The 18,048-nt window shown below is 39.1% G+C and carries 16 protein-coding genes; 4 read left to right on the top strand and 12 right to left on the bottom strand.

Translation table 11 applies throughout. The features are described from left to right. The first annotated feature begins 1 nt into the window (after nt 1). Both EQG61_RS04575 and EQG61_RS04570 read left to right on the top strand, forming a co-directional pair. Complete coding sequence (locus EQG61_RS04575; RefSeq protein WP_129460732.1) at nt 2-1,117, top strand: peptidylprolyl isomerase; 1,116 nt, start codon at nt 2-4, stop codon at nt 1,115-1,117. A 31-nt stretch (nt 1,118-1,148) separates the two neighbouring features. Beyond that, entirely contained in the window at nt 1,149-2,219 is a 1,071-nt protein-coding gene (locus EQG61_RS04570) for a peptidylprolyl isomerase (RefSeq protein WP_164974888.1), read from the top strand. A gap of 44 nt (nt 2,220-2,263) precedes the next feature. Here EQG61_RS04570 and EQG61_RS04565 read toward each other — a convergent pair whose 3' ends face one another. The 7 genes from EQG61_RS04565 to EQG61_RS04535 all read right to left on the bottom strand — a co-directional run bounded on the left by EQG61_RS04565 (nt 2,264) and on the right by EQG61_RS04535 (nt 9,429). Next, entirely contained in the window at nt 2,264-2,695 is a 432-nt protein-coding gene (locus EQG61_RS04565) for a hypothetical protein (RefSeq protein WP_129460730.1), read from the bottom strand. A gap of 3 nt (nt 2,696-2,698) precedes the next feature. Beyond that, entirely contained in the window at nt 2,699-3,877 is a 1,179-nt protein-coding gene (locus EQG61_RS04560) for an AIR synthase related protein (RefSeq protein WP_129460729.1), read from the bottom strand. 96 nt (nt 3,878-3,973) lie between these two features. Then, entirely contained in the window at nt 3,974-4,615 is a 642-nt protein-coding gene (locus tag EQG61_RS04555; protein ID WP_129460728.1) for a hypothetical protein, read from the bottom strand. A 26-nt stretch (nt 4,616-4,641) separates the two neighbouring features. Beyond that, nucleotides 4,642-5,439 carry an OmpA family protein gene (locus EQG61_RS04550; protein ID WP_129460727.1) on the bottom strand — a complete coding sequence of 266 codons (798 nt, stop codon included), beginning with the start codon at nt 5,437-5,439 and terminating at the stop codon, nt 4,642-4,644. After that, entirely contained in the window at nt 5,439-6,293 is an 855-nt protein-coding gene (locus EQG61_RS04545) for an OmpA family protein (RefSeq protein WP_129460726.1), read from the bottom strand. The genes EQG61_RS04550 and EQG61_RS04545 overlap by 1 nt, the downstream gene beginning before the upstream one ends. Continuing rightward, entirely contained in the window at nt 6,294-7,148 is an 855-nt protein-coding gene (locus EQG61_RS04540; RefSeq protein ID WP_164974887.1) for an OmpA family protein, read from the bottom strand. A gap of 91 nt (nt 7,149-7,239) precedes the next feature. Then, entirely contained in the window at nt 7,240-9,429 is a 2,190-nt protein-coding gene (locus tag EQG61_RS04535; protein ID WP_129460724.1) for a glutamine synthetase III family protein, read from the bottom strand. Nucleotides 9,430-9,612: 183 nt separating this feature from the next. Between EQG61_RS04535 and EQG61_RS04530 the strand changes: the two genes are divergently transcribed. Continuing rightward, nucleotides 9,613-10,587: a TerC family protein gene (locus tag EQG61_RS04530; RefSeq protein ID WP_129460723.1), complete on the top strand. Its 975-nt coding sequence runs from the start codon at nt 9,613-9,615 to the stop codon at nt 10,585-10,587. A 70-nt stretch (nt 10,588-10,657) separates the two neighbouring features. Here EQG61_RS04530 and EQG61_RS04525 read toward each other — a convergent pair whose 3' ends face one another. After that, a complete protein-coding gene (locus tag EQG61_RS04525) occupies nt 10,658-11,170 on the bottom strand; it encodes a hypothetical protein (protein ID WP_129460722.1) in 513 nt (170 codons plus the stop codon). A 152-nt stretch (nt 11,171-11,322) separates the two neighbouring features. Continuing rightward, nucleotides 11,323-12,900: a PKD domain-containing protein gene (locus EQG61_RS04520; protein WP_129460721.1), complete on the bottom strand. Its 1,578-nt coding sequence runs from the start codon at nt 12,898-12,900 to the stop codon at nt 11,323-11,325. Between the two features lie 163 nt (nt 12,901-13,063). Between EQG61_RS04520 and EQG61_RS04515 the strand changes: the two genes are divergently transcribed. Then, nucleotides 13,064-13,507: a hypothetical protein gene (locus tag EQG61_RS04515; RefSeq protein ID WP_129460720.1), complete on the top strand. Its 444-nt coding sequence runs from the start codon at nt 13,064-13,066 to the stop codon at nt 13,505-13,507. Here the strand turns inward: EQG61_RS04515 and EQG61_RS04510 are convergent. From EQG61_RS04510 to EQG61_RS04500, 3 genes are all read right to left on the bottom strand, one after another. Next, nucleotides 13,483-13,980 carry a GyrI-like domain-containing protein gene (locus tag EQG61_RS04510; RefSeq protein ID WP_129460719.1) on the bottom strand — a complete coding sequence of 166 codons (498 nt, stop codon included), beginning with the start codon at nt 13,978-13,980 and terminating at the stop codon, nt 13,483-13,485. The two genes, EQG61_RS04515 and EQG61_RS04510, sit on opposite strands and share 25 nt — an antisense overlap. After that, entirely contained in the window at nt 13,980-14,498 is a 519-nt protein-coding gene (locus EQG61_RS04505) for a hypothetical protein (protein WP_129460718.1), read from the bottom strand. The genes EQG61_RS04510 and EQG61_RS04505 overlap by 1 nt, the downstream gene beginning before the upstream one ends. 62 nt (nt 14,499-14,560) lie before the next feature. Continuing rightward, nucleotides 14,561-18,028, bottom strand: a complete 3,468-nt coding sequence (locus EQG61_RS04500) for a methylmalonyl-CoA mutase family protein (RefSeq protein ID WP_129460717.1) — start codon at nt 18,026-18,028, stop codon at nt 14,561-14,563. Between the last annotated feature and the right edge of the window lie 20 nt (nt 18,029-18,048).

The raw sequence follows: 18,048 nt of genomic DNA, 5'->3' as shown, positions 1-18,048 counted from the left end.
AATGAAGAAAATAACGTTTTTTTTCGCCATTTTAGCGAGTTTGGTTTTACAGAGTTGTAAAGACGATCACGCCGATTTAAAAGATGGTCTTTATGCCGAATTCGAAACCGACAAAGGTTCGATTCTTGTGGCCTTAGAGTATAAAAAATCTCCCATTACTGTTGCCAACTTCATCACGCTGGCCGAAGGAACTAATCCCTTTGTTCGGGAAGACTTAAAAGACAAGACTATTTTTGACGGAACCCGTTGGCACCGTGTAATTTCCAAATCGAATGGCGATGCCGATGATTTTGTAATTCAAGGCGGAGATCCTACTGGAACCGGTTCTGGTGATATGGGGTACAAATTCAAAGATGAATTTTCAGACTTGAGATTTGATCAAGAAGGAAAACTAGCCATGGCAAACTCGGGTCCTGGTACCAACAGCAGTCAGTTTTTTATCACGTTGGCACCTACTCCAAATTTGGATCAACGCCATACTATTTTTGGTTATGTGATTGGCGACGGAATGGAAGTTGCCCACGCCATTAAACAATACGACCAAGTTATTTCGGTAACCATCATCCGCAAAGGAGAAGAGGCGAAAAAGTTTGATGCGGTAAAAGTATTTTCCGATTATTTCAAAGCAGAATCGGAACACCAAGCCAAACAAGCGAAAATTGATGCGGCTAACTTATCGAAATACCAAGCTGAAAAACAAGCCTATTATGCGAGTTTAAAAGCGAAAGCAACCTTAACCAAAAGCGGTTTGGCCTATTATATTACCGAAAAAGGTAAAGGCGGCCAACCCAATTTAGGCGATCCCATTGCCGTACATTATGCCGGATTTTTTGAAAATGGCAAATTATTTGATACGAGCGAAAAAGCAATTGCACAACGCTTTGGTATTTATAAAGCGGATCGAGAACAAATGGGTGGCTATAACGCTTTACCGTTGAAACACGGCGAAAAAGAAGGCATGATTCCCGGCTTTGCTGAAGGGATGAATTTGCTGCAATACGGGGACAAAGCCATAATCTTTATCCCATCCAAATTGGGCTATGGAGAAAATGGAATGGGAAGTGACATTCCGCCCAATACCGATTTAATATTTGAATTAGAAATTAGAAAACCATAACATTAATACGCAACATACTATGAAAATGACAATGAAATGGCTGGGAGTTTTCCTCTTTTGTTCGGTGATGCTTCAAGCGCAAACTCCGAAGAAAGCTGCGGCTCAAAAACCAAAAGCAAAAGCAACAACTGCAGCTACTCCGCAAGCGGGACCTAAATTAGCCGACGGAATTTATACCGAAATTGAAACCCCAAAAGGAAAAATGCTTTTGGAATTGTATTACCAAAAAACACCGGTAACTGTTGCTAACTTTATTGCCTTGGCCGAAGGAACCCATCCTTATGTTTCCGAAAATTTAAAAGGAAAAAAATTCTTTGATGGTTTAACCTTTCACCGTGTCATCAAAGACTTTATGATTCAAGGTGGCGACCCTGCTGGTAATGGATCCGGCGGACCCGGTTATGCGTTTAAAGATGAAATTACTGAGGATAAATTTACAGGGCCAGGTATTTTAGCAATGGCCAATGCCGGACCCAAAACGAACGGTTCGCAATTTTTCATTACCCACAAAGAAACTTCATGGTTAAATGGTAAGCACACCATTTTTGGAAAAATTGTTACTGGTCAAGATGTGGTAAATGCCATTGCTCAAAATGACCCAATGACCAAAGTAACTATTATTCGAAAAGGTGCTGCTGCTAAAGCATTTGACGCAGTAAAAGTATTCAGTGACTACTACGGAGCGATTGCTATGGAAGAGCAAAAAGCGGAAGCCGCTCGTAAAGCAGCCAATGAAACTGTATTGAAAGAATTTATGGAAAAAGGTCAAGTTACACCAAGCGGTTTACGCTATATCGTAATCCAAGAAGGAACAGGAGAAAAACCTTTAGCGACTAGTAATGTAAAAGTTCACTACACGGGAATGTTGACCGATGGTAAAATATTTGACAGTAGCGTACAACGCGGTCAACCGATTGACTTTGGTTTGAACCAAGTAATTAAAGGTTGGACAGAAGGCGTACAGTTAATGCCCGAAGGATCAAAATATAAATTTTATATTCCCTACCAATTGGCGTACGGTGATCGCGGTGCAGGCGGTGTGATTCCTCCAAAAGCAGATTTAATCTTCGAAGTAGAATTACTGAAAATTAATTCCAAATAATACAAAAGGCTGTCTATTGAAGACAGCCTTTTTTGTTTTATCATTTATCCTTTAAAGCGCCAGATAAAAGAATCCGTGGCGTCATCGATAAGTGCTCCTATTTCGACACGAATGATGGCTCCAAATTCAGATTGAATTGTCAACCAATTGGATTCATTAAAATGATTGGTAACCGAATCAAAATCTTCGGTTTCCCAAGTAGTAAAGGGCAACGATTCAATAACTTCCCCAACGGGTTTTCCAATTATCGCTTGACCCAACAAGGAGGCATTGGGATATGAGGTAATCGCATAACCAAAACGAAGGTCTTCATCGGCATAAAACGTCAATCGCAATTTTTGTTTGTTGTATAAATAAATCACATTGTCGTCTTCATCATGGAACTGACGATCGGGTTCGCCCAACAGATGCTCCACATGGGTCATTTTCATGCCGAAAATCAAATCGGCAATACCGTTTTTTGGATCTATTTTCATGACTTAATAATTAAAAGTGCCATAAGGCGAATGAATGGTTAACTTTTTAGTTGGGGCTGCCTCTACTCGACCCACTTGTTGCGCTTCAATTCCAAATCGGTTGGCAATTGCAATAATGGTTTCAGCATGTTCCGGTTGTACGTACAATTCCATACGGTGGCCACAGTTGAAAACTTGATACATTTCTTTCCAATCCGTTCCTGATTGTTCTTGAATTAATTGGAACAACGGAGGTACTGGGAATAGATTGTCTTTAATCACATGAACATTGTCTACAAAATGCAACACTTTGGTTTGTGCTCCACCACTGCAATGCACCATTCCGTTAATATTTTCTGAACCTAAAGTAGCTAAAATTTCTTTAATAACAGGGGCATACGTGCGTGTAGGTGAAAGTACCAATTTGCCAGCATCGAGAGGAGAACCTTCGACAGCGTCGGTCAACTGTACATTTCCTGAGTAGACTAATTCATTGGGAACCGCCGCATCAAAACTTTCTGGAAATTGCGCAGCCAAGTCATGGGCAAACACATCATGACGCGCGGAAGTTAGTCCGTTACTCCCCATACCGCCATTGTATTCTTTTTCATAAGTCGCTTGACCATAACTCGCCAATCCGATGATGACATTCCCTGGTTTAATATTGGCATTATCAATAACCTCAGAACGTTTCATTCGAGCGGTAACGGTTGAATCTACAATGATTGTTCGCACCAAATCCCCTACATCAGCGGTTTCACCACCTGTAGAATGAATGGTAACGCCGTGTTGACGGAGATCCGCAATTAATTCTTCTGTTCCATTAATAATAGCTGCAATTACTTCGCCAGGAATCAAGTTTTTATTACGGCCAATCGTCGAAGACAACATGATATTATCCACGGCACCTACACATAACAAATCATCAATATTCATAATTAAGGCATCTTGGGCAATTCCTTTCCAAACCGAAATATCGCCCGTTGTTTTCCAATACATGTAAGCCAGCGAGGATTTTGTGCCTGCGCCGTCAGCATGCATGATGAGGCAATAATCTTCATCACCGGTTAAATAATCGGGGACAATTTTACAAAATGCTTTGGGGAATAATCCTTTGTCGATGTTCTGAATGGCTTGGTGAACTTCCTCTTTGGAAGCAGATACACCACGCTGATTGTAGCGTTGCGAATGATTTGATTGCATAGTCGTGTTGTTGTGGCACAAAGATACTATTTCTGTTTCAAGTTTCAAGTCAATCCCCAAGTTTCAGAATCTCCATTTATTTAAAATTATAAACAATTAAATGTTCTTTTTCCAAAAAAACAAGGTAGAGCGCCAATTGGAATTGGGTTGTATAATTAAATAAAGAACAAGAAGAATGAGCAAAGGTGAAAAAACGAGTACCCCTATAAAATTGGCTATTTTCTTTCCTGTAGTTTCACCGTATTTCTTTTCTGTTTCACGGTTGATAAATTGGATTAAGGAAGGTGAAACGAGTTGCAAACCTATTGGTGCAACAGTTACATAACCCGGTTGGGGTTCGATAAAATGTTCCGATTCACTGAACGAATACACGGGAAGTTCCTTTTTGGATAAATCCACAAAATAATAGTACAGAAACGTTTCATCCGCATTGGTTGGAAAATAACCACTTGTTGTATCTTCATTTTTCTTTTCCAATGAAAAAAAGCAGAACGGTTGTTGTACAATATCGAAAGGAAAAATTTTCAAATGATTTATCTGCTGATTCCAAACAAGAAGGGTATTTATATTTACCCTTTTTCCATCCAAAACATTCGCATAAGCACCTGCAGTTTGAAGAAATTGAATTAGTGTCGGATTAAATTGCTTCTGTAACTCCGTTTCCAAAAGGCGAATCTCCTCTTCGGTAAATCCAACATTGGGATAGTCATTATTTTGTATCCAACGAAATGACGCCATAAAAAAAAAATTGATTTGTGCTTAGTTTACCGTTCAACAACCATGATTTCGACACGGCGGTTACCATCTTCTTCTTGGGCATTGCGCTCCGGAATTTTATAGATGGGACGTGTTGCTCCATATCCTTTAAAGGACAGTCGTTTGCGATCTATCTTATGGGTGATTAAATAACTGTAAACCGCTTTGGCACGGGCTTCAGCAATGTAACCGTATTTATTTTCTGTGTCACAACAAATATGGCCTTGAATTTCAATTTTTAGGGTCGGATTTTCCTCCATTACACAGAGTAATTCCAACAAAATGGGTTCGCTATTGGGCACGAATTTAGCCGAATGATTTAAAAAATTGATATGTTCTAATTTGATGATATCCCCTTTTTTTGCCAAATTCATTTGTTGCTTGAACGTAGGGCCTATTGTTTTTGGCGGGGGATTTTCCACTATTTTCTGGGGAATAACTTCTTCATAAATTAATGTCACTCTTCTATTTTCCTCTTGCTTGGGGGATTGCTTGAAGTCCTCGCCAAATCCGCGAATCTCAATGTTTTTTTCCACCAAAATATTTTGCTTTTGGAGAAAGCGATACACCGTATTCACACGGCGAAGGGCTAAAGTATCATTATAAACATTGGTTCCTTTCCAATCACAAAAGCCAAAAAGTTTGGTGACTTTGTAATTCTTTCCAGATGCGATCCATGAATTCAACGTTTGAATTGCCTGCGGATTTAAATCGTATTTATCGAAATCAAAATAAAGTTCCACTTTTTGCTGACCCTGCATCACAAGTGAAAACAATATAACCCATAAATAAACTGTTTTTTTCATCAAATGGCATGTTTAATTAAAATTTCCACGCGGCGGTTGGCTGCCTTTTCAACTTCTGATTTTTCGGGTAAGGGAAATACTGGGTTCGAACTCCCAAATCCTTTATAGTCCAATCGCTTTGAATCAACACCATTCTGTGTGAGATATTTGTATATTTTATGCGCTCTGCGAATTGATAATTTCGTGTCGCTGGGATCGGGATTGCAACAAATGTACCCGTGAATTTCGATTTCCAATTTTGGAAAATTCAGCATCACTTCGAGCAATTTGTCCAATAGAGGTTGTGACAATGGTTCAATTTCGTCACTGTTGAACACAAAGTTAAGATTTTTTATTTTGAAAATTGTCCCGACTTTGGATTGCGTAAGTTGGTTTTCCAGTTGATCGGCTTCTTCGGCTATTTGCTCCTCAGGCGTGAGTGTTTCCTGAATTGGCGTGCCAGTTTCTTCTTGTTTTAGAAGTGATGGTTTCACCTCAAGTTCGATAACTTTAGGAAGTATTTCGACTAGAAGATCGACCCTGCGATTTTGAGCGTGTAAAGGAAACTTCAATTGACGTTCCCCGATGACTTTTTGTGTCGCAATTTCATGCGAAATTGATAAATCATCTAATTTTTGAAGTACCGCATTGATGCGTCGTTGCGCCAAAGCATCATTGTAGGCAACACTTCCACGGGCGTCACAATAGCCCCGAACTTCGATTACTTTATAAGGTGCTAATTGGAAATTAATCACCAATTTCTTTGCATCCTCGAAGGAAATCGAACTTTGGTCCACTTCAAAATAGACAGAAATTGTTTTTTGGGCGGATAGAAAATGATATAGGAGTAAAAAAACAAAAAGGATTTTGCGCATTTATTTTTGAGTGATTAAGATTTCGACACGTCGGTTTTGAGCGGCTTCTTCTTCCGATTTTTCAGGAATGGGGAATTTGGGTTTTGAAACGCCAAAGCCTTTGACAGTAATTCGTTCCGGGTTGATGCCTTCCGAAACAAGAATGCGTTTGATTTGGCGCGCTCGATCCAACGAAAGGTTTTTATAATCCTTACTCACACAACAAATGTGGCCTTGAATTTCGATATGCAACTTCGGATTATTGAACAACACATTCACCAATTGATCCACAGAATTTTTAGACGAAGGCATAACAGCAAAAGTGTTGACATAAAAATTGATATCCTTTAACCGAATTAAAGTACCTACGCGTGCTAACTGAATTTTTTGTTCCAATGTGGCATTTTCAGGGAAATGCATGGCTTCTTCTTCAATAATTTCGGGTTCGGCGGGTTTAACTGGCTCGGCAGGTTGTATGCCTAAAATTTCATTTTCACGGGCAAAATCTTTGGGCAGAATAAACAAAATAGTCGCTCTGCGATTTTCTGCTTTGTTTTTGGATTGGGCAAAATTTTCACCAAAACTATGGGCTTTGTAATCTTCTCGAGTGGCGACTTTTCCTTGCACTTGTTTGAAAATAAAATCAACGCGCTTGCGCGAAAGGGTATCGTTGTAACCGCTCGAACCGTCTTCATCGGTATAGCCTTGAATGGCTAAAATCTTGACCTCTTTATGGGTTTGAATCCATTCGTTCAGTTTTTGGGTTTCTTTGGGATTGGTTTCAAATTTCCCGCTGTCAAAAAAAACTACAAATTGTTCTTGTGCTTGAAGGGTACATCCCAAAAGGAATCCGAGGAAGAGTAAAAGTTTTCGCATATTCATGTAACGAAAATAGGTAAATTTTAGTGTTTTAAAACGAAAAAACCCACTATTTCTAGCGGGTTTTCTTTATTGATACGTTGAATTATTAGCGTGTAAACAACAATTCACGGTATTTGGTCAACGTCCACATTTCGTCATCAACAAGCAACTCTAATTTATCGCAATGTTCACGAATGATATCGAAATACGGTTTTACTTTATCGCAATACGCTTCCGCTTGTTTTTCAGCAGTAGCCAAGTTGTTGGCTTTTTTGCGTTCTTCAATCATTGCATCCACATTACTGTTGATGCCTTCGATATGTGACGAAATTTCTTTGATTAAAGAAATTTGCTCTTTGGCAATTTTTTCGAAGTCTTTTCCAAAGATTTCTTTCAAACCGCGTACGTTTTCAATCAATGTATTTTGGTAACGAATCGCTGTTGGAATCACGTGATTACGGGCAATGTCACCCAACACACGGCCTTCGATTTGGATTTTTTTCGTGTATTCTTCCAATTCGATTTCGTAGCGCGCTTCTACCTCAACATGGTTCATGATGCTTAATTCTTCAAACAACTTCACGGCTTCTTTAGAAACTTTCGCTTTCAACGCTTTCGGAGTCGTTTTATGATTGCTCAAACCGCGTTTTTTTGCTTCTTTTTCCCAAGCTTCGCTATAACCATCCCCTTCAAAAAGAATATTTTTGGTTTCTTTGATGTATTCGCGCAACACATTGAAAATGGCTTCGTCTTTTTTCAAGCCTTTTTTCTCAATTAAAGCATCAACTTCAATTTTGAAATCTTTCAATTGTTTCGCTACAATTGAATTCAATGTTGTCATCGCATTGGCACAGTTTGCTGACGAACCTACTGCACGGAACTCAAATTTATTACCGGTGAAAGCAAATGGCGATGTACGGTTACGATCGGTGTTGTCCAACAATACATCTGGAATTTTACCTACCACATTTAATTTCAAATCGGTTTTTTCTTCAGGAGAAAGTTTTCCATTAGTAACCCCTTCTAATTCTGCCAAAACTTTGGTCAATTGTTGACCAATGAATACGGAAATAATAGCTGGTGGCGCTTCATTGGCTCCCAAACGGTGATCGTTACTCGCTGAAGCAATTGAAGCACGCAACAACTCTTCATAACGGTATACCGCTTTAATCGTATTGATGAAAAAAGTCAAGAACTGTAAGTTGCTCATTGGCGTTTTTCCGGGTGCTAACAAATTGATTCCTGTATCTGTTGCCATGGACCAGTTATTGTGCTTTCCAGAACCGTTTACACCTTTAAAAGGTTTTTCGTGCATTAACACTTTGAAATCATGACGTTCTGCCACTTTATACATCACATCCATCAACAATGAGTTGTGGTCCACCGCTAAGTTGGTTTCTTCAAAAATTGGTGCCAACTCAAACTGATTTGGAGCAACTTCGTTATGACGGGTTTTTACAGGAATTCCTAACAACATACATTCGTTTTCCAAATCACGCATGTAGTTCAACACTCGTGTAGGAATCGAACCAAAATAGTGGTCTTCCAATTGTTGTCCTTTGGCAGAAGCATGTCCTAACAACGTTCTTCCAGTAAGTGTTATGTCTGGACGTGAAGCAGCTAAAGCGGCATCTACTAAGAAATATTCTTGCTCCCAACCCAATGTTGGGGTTACTTTCTTTACATTTTTATCAAAATATTTTGCTACATCGGTAGCGGCTTCATCAATCGCATTCAAAGCACGTAACAAAGGCGTTTTATTATCTAACGCTTCACCTGTATACGATACAAAAACGGTAGGGATACATAAAGTTGTTCCGTAGATGAAAGCCGGTGAAGTAGGATCCCAAGCAGTATATCCACGTGCTTCAAAGGTATTACGGATTCCTCCATTCGGGAATGAAGAGGCATCCGGTTCTTGTTGCACCAATTGACTGCCACCAAATTTTTCTACCGGATCACTACCGTCAAAAGAGGTTTCAAAGAATGCATCGTGTTTTTCAGCGGTTGTTCCTGTTAAAGGTTGAAACCAGTGGGTGTAGTGGGTAACACCTTTTGTCAACGCCCATTCTTTCATACCCATGGCGATATAATCAGCCAACTTACGGTCGATTTTCGTTCCGTACTGGACAGCACCTTTTACGGCTTTGTAAGCTTCTGGCGTCAAGAACTGGCGCATCGCTTTATCGTTGAATACATTGGAACCGAAAATAGCCGACTTTTTATCGAGCTCGTCCACTTTTACCGGTTTACGATTACCGGCTGCTTGTAATGCTTGAAAACGCAATGTTGACATAAAAATGTGTTTTAAAATAGTTATACCCTAAATTTTATGATGCAAATATAATAATATTTGAATCAAATTTTAAATATACCCTATTTTTTTAGGGGTCATTTTACGATTATTTAATATTGAAATAAAAATCGAGCTTGTTTTGGGGGGATTGGGAAAGAATTATCTTTGTAAAAAAAAACAAGCATGACCGTCTGGATACTTTTTTTTGCATTAGTCATTGGAATTCTAGCTTTGGATTTGGGTGTATTTAATAAAACGCCCCATATCATTAGTTCGAAAGAAGCGGGGAAATGGACGGCGCTTTGGGCTTCTCTTGCTTTTGCCTTTTCAGGAGTTATTTATTGGCTTTATGGTACCGATTATATTGGTAATCCCACTTCCCTTTCGCAGTCGACTGCCGCCATGAAGTTCATTACAGGTTATCTGATTGAAGTTTCACTAAGTATCGATAACATTTTTGTGATTGCGGTAATTTTTGCTTCCTTTAAAATACCGCAAAAGTACCAACACCGTGTTTTGTTTTGGGGAATTTTGGGAGCGATTGTATTTCGTGGTTTGATGATTGGATTTGGAGTAACCATTATCCATCAATTTGCTTGGACAACGTATCTTTTTGGAGGCTTCTTGATTTTTACGGCTTTCAAAATGTTATTTTCTAAAGAAGAAGATGAATTTGACCCCAAACATTCTACTGTCTATAAATTGATTGGTAAAATCATCCCGATTACTTCTGAACACGATAAAGAACGCTTTTTTATCACTGCCCATAATGGTAAAAAAGCAGCAACGCCTTTATTCGTGGCATTAATGATTATTGAAGTCATGGATGTTTTATTTGCTGTAGATAGTGTACCTGCAATTTTGTCGATTACTTCTGATCCATTTCTGGTCTTTAGTTCGAATATTTTTGCCATTCTTGGTTTGCGTTCCATGTACTTTTTCTTGGCAAATATGTTGGAGAAATTCAGTCATTTGGAATACAGTTTAATAATCATCCTCACCTTTGTGGGTGTTAAAATGATTGCTCATGATTATATCCATATTCCAGAATGGGCTTCTTTATGTTTCATTGTGGCCTGCCTTGCGGGCGGTGTGATTTTTTCGCTATGGCTTGCTAAAAAGGAGGAACAATCACTTCCATCACGTGATGAGGAATAAAAAAAGGCCATCTTCACAGATGACCTTAACCTAACCAAAACAAACTATAGATTATTAATTAACCTCTATTTTATAATATTTTTTGAACGGTGGGTTTTCCAAAAGTGGCCACCACATGTTCATAATCTTGAAAAGCACTTTTATCTTTTGAAGGTGCATGCTTTGCAAAATAACCCGGTACAATTACAATTCTGAATACTTGATTAGTTCTATAATTTGGAGAAACACCTGCCAAATCAAAACCGTGCATAAATAGATTGACATCGTATTGCGTGAAATCAAAATCGTATCCAAAGTCTAATGTTCCATCAGGGAAATAATAGGTTTCGGGTTGCAATTTCCACACATCCGTTCCTGAAACCACTCCAGATAATCGGTAGACTAAAACCATATCTGAACTGTAAATTACATGCGGCAATGTCACCAAAGAACTAAAATTATTACCCGTGCTAAAAGAACGTGTTACTTCATAAACTTCACTGATCGTATCATTATCAACGGTATTGTCTCTAACTTCGTTGACCGTGCAACTTTGTAAGCTTATCATCCCGATAAAGGCAAACAATAATGTAATTTTTTTCATAGGACTTCAATTTAAAATTAAACGATTGATGATATTTTCCAGTAACCAATAGTCGTGCCAAAAAAATAACTCATCAAAATTTAAAATCAAAAACCACTGAAAAACAAAAACATAGAATAAAAAAAAAAGCTCCATAAAATTGGAGCTTTCATTTATTGTTTACTTATTTTCTTTTGAAGTATACCGTAGTCGGTTTTAATTTTAACCACATAAACTCCTGTGGCTAATCCCGAAATATCATTGGACTGGGCTACTCGTTTTCCTATTAAATCAAAAACTTCAATAGATTGAATAGTTTCTTGCGATATGCCTTGAATTGAAAATGATCCTGAAGTTGGATTGGGCACTAAACGTATTTGCGCCGCATCAAATTCACCAAGATTTAACATCGTAAACGAATAACAATCCGAAAGGGAAACACAACCGTTGGTGGTTAATTGTACGGCATAATTCCCGGGCATTTGCGGAGTAAAGACTTGATTATTTGCACCTGGTACTGGAGCATTGTTCGCATCACAATCTACCCATTGGTAAGATGTTCCTGGAGCATTTCGAACCGCAGTTAAATCAGTTGACGTAACAGTAACTTCTGTTGTAAAAATATTTTGTGTGTCGGTTACATTTACCGGAATAGTTATCGTGTCGACTTGATCGGGATCACAGAATTGGTTAGTAATCGTTAAAGTGACCATTTTTACACCGGGGCAAGTGTAGGTATGTGCCGGACTTTTAACGCTACTATGTGGTGTTCCATCACCAAAATCCCAATCAGACACATCATAATTGGAACTGGCATTGATAAAATTAACAACAGCCCCAGGTGTCGCAGGATTATAATCGGGTTGTAGTGGAAAATAGGCAAATGCAGCTTGTGGTGTTAAACATCGTTGATAATCCATAAAGGTTACAGCAGTGGGTGTCCAAACTGAATTAACCAAATTTCCTGTGACATCTAAAACTGGAATTTTATACGCAGGATCAAACCATTGGTAGGAAACCGTGGTTTGACTTGTCGTTTGCGGCGTACCGTTGTACGTAATGGTTGTATTTTGAACCAATGTGGATTTTAATTTTAAAACATTTGAAAATGTCCCAAAGGGTGTAACTAATGTTCCCCAACCTTCTACAAGATTGGTGCGCTGACCTGTTGAAACAATTTGTACGGGCACTCCTAATGAATTTAGATCGGTATTGATTGCGAATGGATTGGTTGCTGTTGAACCGAATGTCATCGGAAATTGATAAATATCATCTGGATCTGAATACGAAACCACTAAAGGCAATGTTGAACCATTCACGGTAACTTGTGCGCCAATCATTTTATTTTGCAACCCGGAAGTTGTTTTATTCAAATGATCGACTACATTGGTTAACCCCATTCCTTGAATTACCAATCCTTCTGTCAATTGGGTAGCTAAATTAAAATTGTTATTAAACTGCGTGTTACAATTGAACAAATAAAAATTTAACAAACACCAAGTGGTTTTATATCCACTATTATTCGGATTACTCCAAGCTCTTGATTCCTGTGTATTGGGCACTAATGTACTATAATCCCAAGAATAATTGGGACCCGTTACGGTATAGTCTAATTGCAAAGCTGCTGGTGTTGGCGTTGTAATAAAAAAGGAATCGCCTACTGCAGCAAAATTTGAAGACGTGTAAGTGGCTTGACCAAATACATTGATAACGAAACCAAGACATAAGAACACTAGTGTAATTTTTTTCATAAATCCAAAACTTTGTCCAAAGATAAAAAACCTTTTGGAATAGTAGCAATTCTACATAACTCACTGAAAGTAAAGCATTTCCTACTAGTTCGCATGATAATTATCATTTTATACCTAGCAGCTACTTTCTAATTTTACCCCATTAACATTAGGTAGCAAAAAAATGGACAAATCGAAAATTTTAACAGAAATTGCGGCGGCATTACAAGAACATATCCGCCACATTGAGGCCTCAGTTACTCGATACAAACTGGCCTCAGACATCGATGACGATGACACTATGGATCCAGAAGATTTATCGCGACAAGCAGAAGCAAGTGATATGCAATTGCGCTTTGAGCAACTTTTACTACAAGCCAAAGAACAAGAGTTTTTTATCATGGATCACGATGATGAAAATCATGATTCAATTGTTCCGGGAGCATTAATCGAAACCGATTCACACTATATTTATATAGGCATTTCAGTACCTTCTTTTCAGTTGGAAGATAAAACAGTGCTCACAATTAGTGAAAAAGCACCCGCTTATTTGGCAATGCGCGGTAAAAAACCAGGAGATACGTTGGAGTTAGGCGAACATTATTATAAAATAGTATCCATACTGTAGTTACTATCCTGAATTGGGATAAAAATAAGCTCTTCTGAATCAGGGGAGCTTTTTTTGTACTTTTCCCCTAACACCTCAAACTGCGGACGGTTTTCCCATTGTAAATTGGCTTTTGGAAGAAAATCGGTGAAAATGGATTGAAAAAAATTAGCTGCATCTGAACCATCACCACGATACGTAAATACAGCATAACGCCCACCAGGAATAATCAATTTCTGCATACCTTCAGGAATAGATGTAAAGGCACTTACTTCTAAAGCCGCCCATTTTTCAAAAACCACTTCGGGTGAAAAATAATAATGCAACGGATTCACTTGCACATGAAATAAATCGGGAGCTACTGTATTCTCAATTTCGCTTCGTCGTGGCATAAACGATTGCCAAAGTTCACCCACCTGATAATCCAAAAAAGACATGGAACGTGAAATACCAACCAATTTCTTTTCGGGCAATTGTATAATCTCAGGTTGCATTATTTTCGTTTATCGAAAAAAACTTTTACTCCGCGAAAAGCACTGAAAGCAAATAAAGCATATAAAACCAAACCTGCGATGACCACATAATGGCCATTGGATGATCCCTTTGATTCTAAATAATTAAAATAGGTAATTCCTAAATAAAAAAGATAAGCGGTTCCAAGAATTGCAATTCCCAACATCAAACGCATGGCCCAAAGTTTTTCATTTTTTCCATGGTAAGCAATATAACCGACCAAAACCATCATTACCAGTATGGCTAATTTGGGTAAATCGGCTTCTATTGGTAAAACATAAAAAGCCACCAAAGGAACCAATAACATTGTATGCACCATTAAGTAAGCAAAAGACAACACATCCATGCCCATGGGTCGGTTTTCTTTTAAGTACGCTTTTATCGCTACACGCACTTCCTCTTCTGAAAAACCATCCCGTACCAAAAACCGAATCGTGTTGGTATAGGTATAATTTTTGGAAAGATAATGCGCTACTTCTTGGTGTAAATCCTTTTGCATTTTGTAAAATTATAAAAAAACAGACAGGCAATTTACCTGTCTGTTTATATTTAACAGCTGTTTTACATATTACGTCGGTACTGCCCTCCTACTTCAAACAACCCTGAAGTAATTTGCCCTAATGAACAATATTTGGCAGCTTCCATTAATAGGTCAAACATATTACGGTTATTCACAGCAGCTTCCTGAACTTGAGCAATCAATTCGGTTACTTTGACTCCATGCGCGCCATGTAAATTTTCTAACGTTTGTATTTGTAACTGCTTTTCCTCTTCTGTGGCACGAATGACCTCAGCGGGTAAAACCGTTGGCGAACCTTTCGAACTCAAAAACGTATTCACCCCAATAATTGGGTATTCTCCCGTATGTTTCAAGGTTTCATAATACAAACTCTCTTCTTGAATTTTACTGCGCTGGTACATGGTTTCCATGGCACCCAACACTCCGCCACGTTCGGTAATGCGATCAAATTCGGCCAATACGGCTTCTTCAACCAAATCGGTTAATTCTTCAATGATAAACGAACCTTGAATCGGATTTTCATTTTTCGCTAATCCCAATTCTTTGTTGATAATCAACTGAATCGCCATGGCACGACGAACCGATTCTTCGGTTGGTGTCGTAATTGCTTCATCATAGGCATTGGTATGCAAGGAGTTACAGTTGTCGTAAATCGCATACAAAGCTTGTAAAGTTGTACGGATATCGTTAAAGTCAATTTCCTGTGCGTGTAATGAACGTCCTGATGTTTGAATATGGTACTTCAACATCTGTGCGCGTTCGTTGGCGCCGTATTTGAATTTTAAGGCTTTCGCCCAAATTTTACGCGCTACACGTCCAATCACTGCATATTCTGGATCGATACCGTTGGAGAAGAAAAACGACAGGTTCGGACCGAAGTCGTTGATATTCATCCCACGGCTCAAGTAGTATTCTACATACGTAAATCCATTTGCCAACGTAAAGGCCAATTGCGTAATGGGATTTGCACCTGCTTCAGCGATATGATAACCCGAAATGGAAACCGAATAGAAGTTACGCACGTTTTTCTGAATGAAATATTCTTGAACATCTCCCATCAAACGTAAGGCAAACTCGGTAGAGAAAATACAGGTATTTTGTGCTTGGTCTTCTTTTAAAATATCGGCTTGAACGGTACCTCTAACTTGCGATAAGGTTTGTGCCTTGATGGTGGCATAAACTTCTGCATCCAAGATTTGGTCGCCTGTAACACCTAACATCAATAAGCCAAGGCCATTGTTGCCTTCAGGTAATGCACTTCCTTTTTCAGGATGAAAAGGATTATAGGCTTTCCCATCTGCACAGATATATTGTGGACGCCCCACACCTTTAGCATCATATAATTCTTTCAATCGGGCTTCTACCAAATATTCCAATCCGTTTTCACGAATGTATTTTTCACAATTTTGGTCGATGGCAGCATTCAAAAAGAATCCTAATAACATTGGCGCCGGACCGTTAATCGTCATCGATACCGAAGTTGCAGGATGACTCAAATCAAAGCCCGAGTATAATTTTTTAGCATCGTCTAAACAGCAAATCGAAACTCCTGCGTTTCCGATTTTCCCATAAATATCAGGTCGGTGATCAGGATCATTTCCGTATAAAGTAACCGAATCGAAAGCAGTAGACAATCTTTTCGCCGGCATGCCTAAACTCACATAGTGAAAACGACGGTTGGTACGCTCGGGTCCGCCCTCACCCGCAAACATACGGGTTGGATCCTCGCCCTCGCGTTTGAACGGATACAATCCAGACGCAAATGGGAATTCACCCGGAACATTTTCCTGTAAACACCAACGTAGTAAGTCACCCCATGCTTGGTATTTAGGCAACGCCACTTTGGGAATTTGCGAATGGGACAAACTTTCGGTATGCGTTTGGATTTTAATTTCCTTATCACGCACCATAAAGCTGTACACCGGATTTTTATATTTATTGACTTTTTCTTCCCATGACAACAAAACTTCCCAGTTGTAGGGATCTAAGTTCATTTTTACACGATCAAATTCTTTGACCAATAAGTTGACCAATTGTTGCGCGTCATCAGCTGTAGGAATAGTGACTTCAAGACCCGACTTGGTCATCACTGGCGCTTTACCACTTACCGATTCAATGGTTTTGTAGATCCCATATAATTTTTGGGCTACTTCAACTTGAACCGAAACCGTCTGATCGTAACCGCGGTTGTTCTCTGCAATTTCAGATAGATAACGCGTACGGTGAGGTGGAATCACATAGACTTTCTCACTCATTTCACGTGTAATCGCAAAGGTTGAATGCAAATCGGATCCCGTTTTCTCCACAATTTTATCCATAATGGACTTGTACAATGCGTTCATTCCTGGATCGTTGAATTGAGAAGCAATGGTACCAAAAACAGGCATTGTTTCAGGATCAACATCCCATAAATTGTGGTTGCGTTGGTATTGTTTTTTGACATCACGAATGGCATCTAAAGCTCCGCGTTTGTCAAATTTATTAAGAGCTACTAAGTCGGCAAAATCCAACATATCGATTTTCTCTAATTGCGTGGCCGCACCAAATTCGGGAGTCATTACATACAAAGAAACATCGGAATGGTCTAAAATCTCGGTATCACTTTGTCCAATACCCGAAGTTTCTAAAATAATCAAATCGTAACGTGCCGCTTTCAATACTTCGATGGCTTCAGCAACATATTTGGACAAGGCCAAATTCGATTGACGAGTAGCTAGGGAACGCATATAAACTCTAGGGTTATTGATCGCATTCATACGAATACGGTCACCCAAAAGTGCGCCACCCGTTTTACGTTTGGACGGGTCAACTGAAATCAATCCAATTGTTTTTTCAGGAAAGTCAATCAGAAAACGACGCACGAGTTCGTCCACTAGTGACGACTTCCCTGCCCCTCCAGTTCCGGTAATCCCAAGAACAGGAATCGCAACTTCTTTATTTTTATCGTGAATCGTATCCAAAGCTGCTTTTGCCACTTCCGGATAATTTTCTGCAGCAGAAATCACTCGAGCAATAGCGCGTGGATTTTTGGCTTCCAAATGATTGATTTCACCATTTAAGGTATCGCCCACTGGAAAATCGGAACGCTGCACCAAATCATTAATCATCCCTTGCAAACCTAAAGCGCGACCGTCATCAGGTGAATAAATGCGTGTAATTCCGTAGGCTTGCAATTCGGCAATTTCTTCGGGTAAAATTACACCACCACCGCCACCAAAAATTTTGATATGACCGGCCCCTTTTTCTTGCAACAAATCGTACATGTATTTGAAATACTCATTGTGTCCCCCTTGATAGGAAGTCATCGCAATGGCATTCGCATCTTCTTGAATGGCCGTATTTACTACTTCTTCTACACTACGGTCATGACCAAGATGAATCACTTCACAACCGGTGGCTTGAATGATTCGACGCATAATATTGATTGAAGCATCGTGACCGTCAAACAATGACGCAGCCGTAACAATTCTTACTTTATTTTTAGGAATATAGGGTTGAACTTGTTCCATTTTTAAAATTAAAAGGATTT

The sequence above is a fragment of the Flavobacterium stagni genome, assembly GCF_004122105.1.
GTDB classification, from domain to species: domain Bacteria; phylum Bacteroidota; class Bacteroidia; order Flavobacteriales; family Flavobacteriaceae; genus Flavobacterium; species Flavobacterium stagni.
This window is presented reverse-complemented; position numbering and strand designations above follow the sequence as displayed.

Coding starts and splice junctions, on each gene's coding strand:
- EQG61_RS04520 (WP_129460721.1), bottom strand. CDS start 12,900: ATGAAAAAAATTACACTAGTGTTCTTATGTCTTGGTTTCGTTATCAAT.
- EQG61_RS04515 (WP_129460720.1), top strand. CDS start 13,064: ATGGACAAATCGAAAATTTTAACAGAAATTGCGGCGGCATTACAAGAA.
- EQG61_RS04510 (WP_129460719.1), bottom strand. CDS start 13,980: ATGCAACCTGAGATTATACAATTGCCCGAAAAGAAATTGGTTGGTATT.
- EQG61_RS04525 (WP_129460722.1), bottom strand. CDS start 11,170: ATGAAAAAAATTACATTATTGTTTGCCTTTATCGGGATGATAAGCTTA.
- EQG61_RS04570 (WP_164974888.1), top strand. CDS start 1,149: ATGAAATGGCTGGGAGTTTTCCTCTTTTGTTCGGTGATGCTTCAAGCG.
- EQG61_RS04550 (WP_129460727.1), bottom strand. CDS start 5,439: ATGAAAAAAACAGTTTATTTATGGGTTATATTGTTTTCACTTGTGATG.
- EQG61_RS04500 (WP_129460717.1), bottom strand. CDS start 18,028: ATGGAACAAGTTCAACCCTATATTCCTAAAAATAAAGTAAGAATTGTT.
- EQG61_RS04560 (WP_129460729.1), bottom strand. CDS start 3,877: ATGCAATCAAATCATTCGCAACGCTACAATCAGCGTGGTGTATCTGCT.
- EQG61_RS04505 (WP_129460718.1), bottom strand. CDS start 14,498: ATGCAAAAGGATTTACACCAAGAAGTAGCGCATTATCTTTCCAAAAAT.
- EQG61_RS04530 (WP_129460723.1), top strand. CDS start 9,613: ATGACCGTCTGGATACTTTTTTTTGCATTAGTCATTGGAATTCTAGCT.
- EQG61_RS04540 (WP_164974887.1), bottom strand. CDS start 7,148: ATGCGAAAACTTTTACTCTTCCTCGGATTCCTTTTGGGATGTACCCTT.
- EQG61_RS04575 (WP_129460732.1), top strand. CDS start 2: ATGAAGAAAATAACGTTTTTTTTCGCCATTTTAGCGAGTTTGGTTTTA.
- EQG61_RS04535 (WP_129460724.1), bottom strand. CDS start 9,429: ATGTCAACATTGCGTTTTCAAGCATTACAAGCAGCCGGTAATCGTAAA.
- EQG61_RS04545 (WP_129460726.1), bottom strand. CDS start 6,293: ATGCGCAAAATCCTTTTTGTTTTTTTACTCCTATATCATTTTCTATCC.
- EQG61_RS04555 (WP_129460728.1), bottom strand. CDS start 4,615: ATGGCGTCATTTCGTTGGATACAAAATAATGACTATCCCAATGTTGGA.
- EQG61_RS04565 (WP_129460730.1), bottom strand. CDS start 2,695: ATGAAAATAGATCCAAAAAACGGTATTGCCGATTTGATTTTCGGCATG.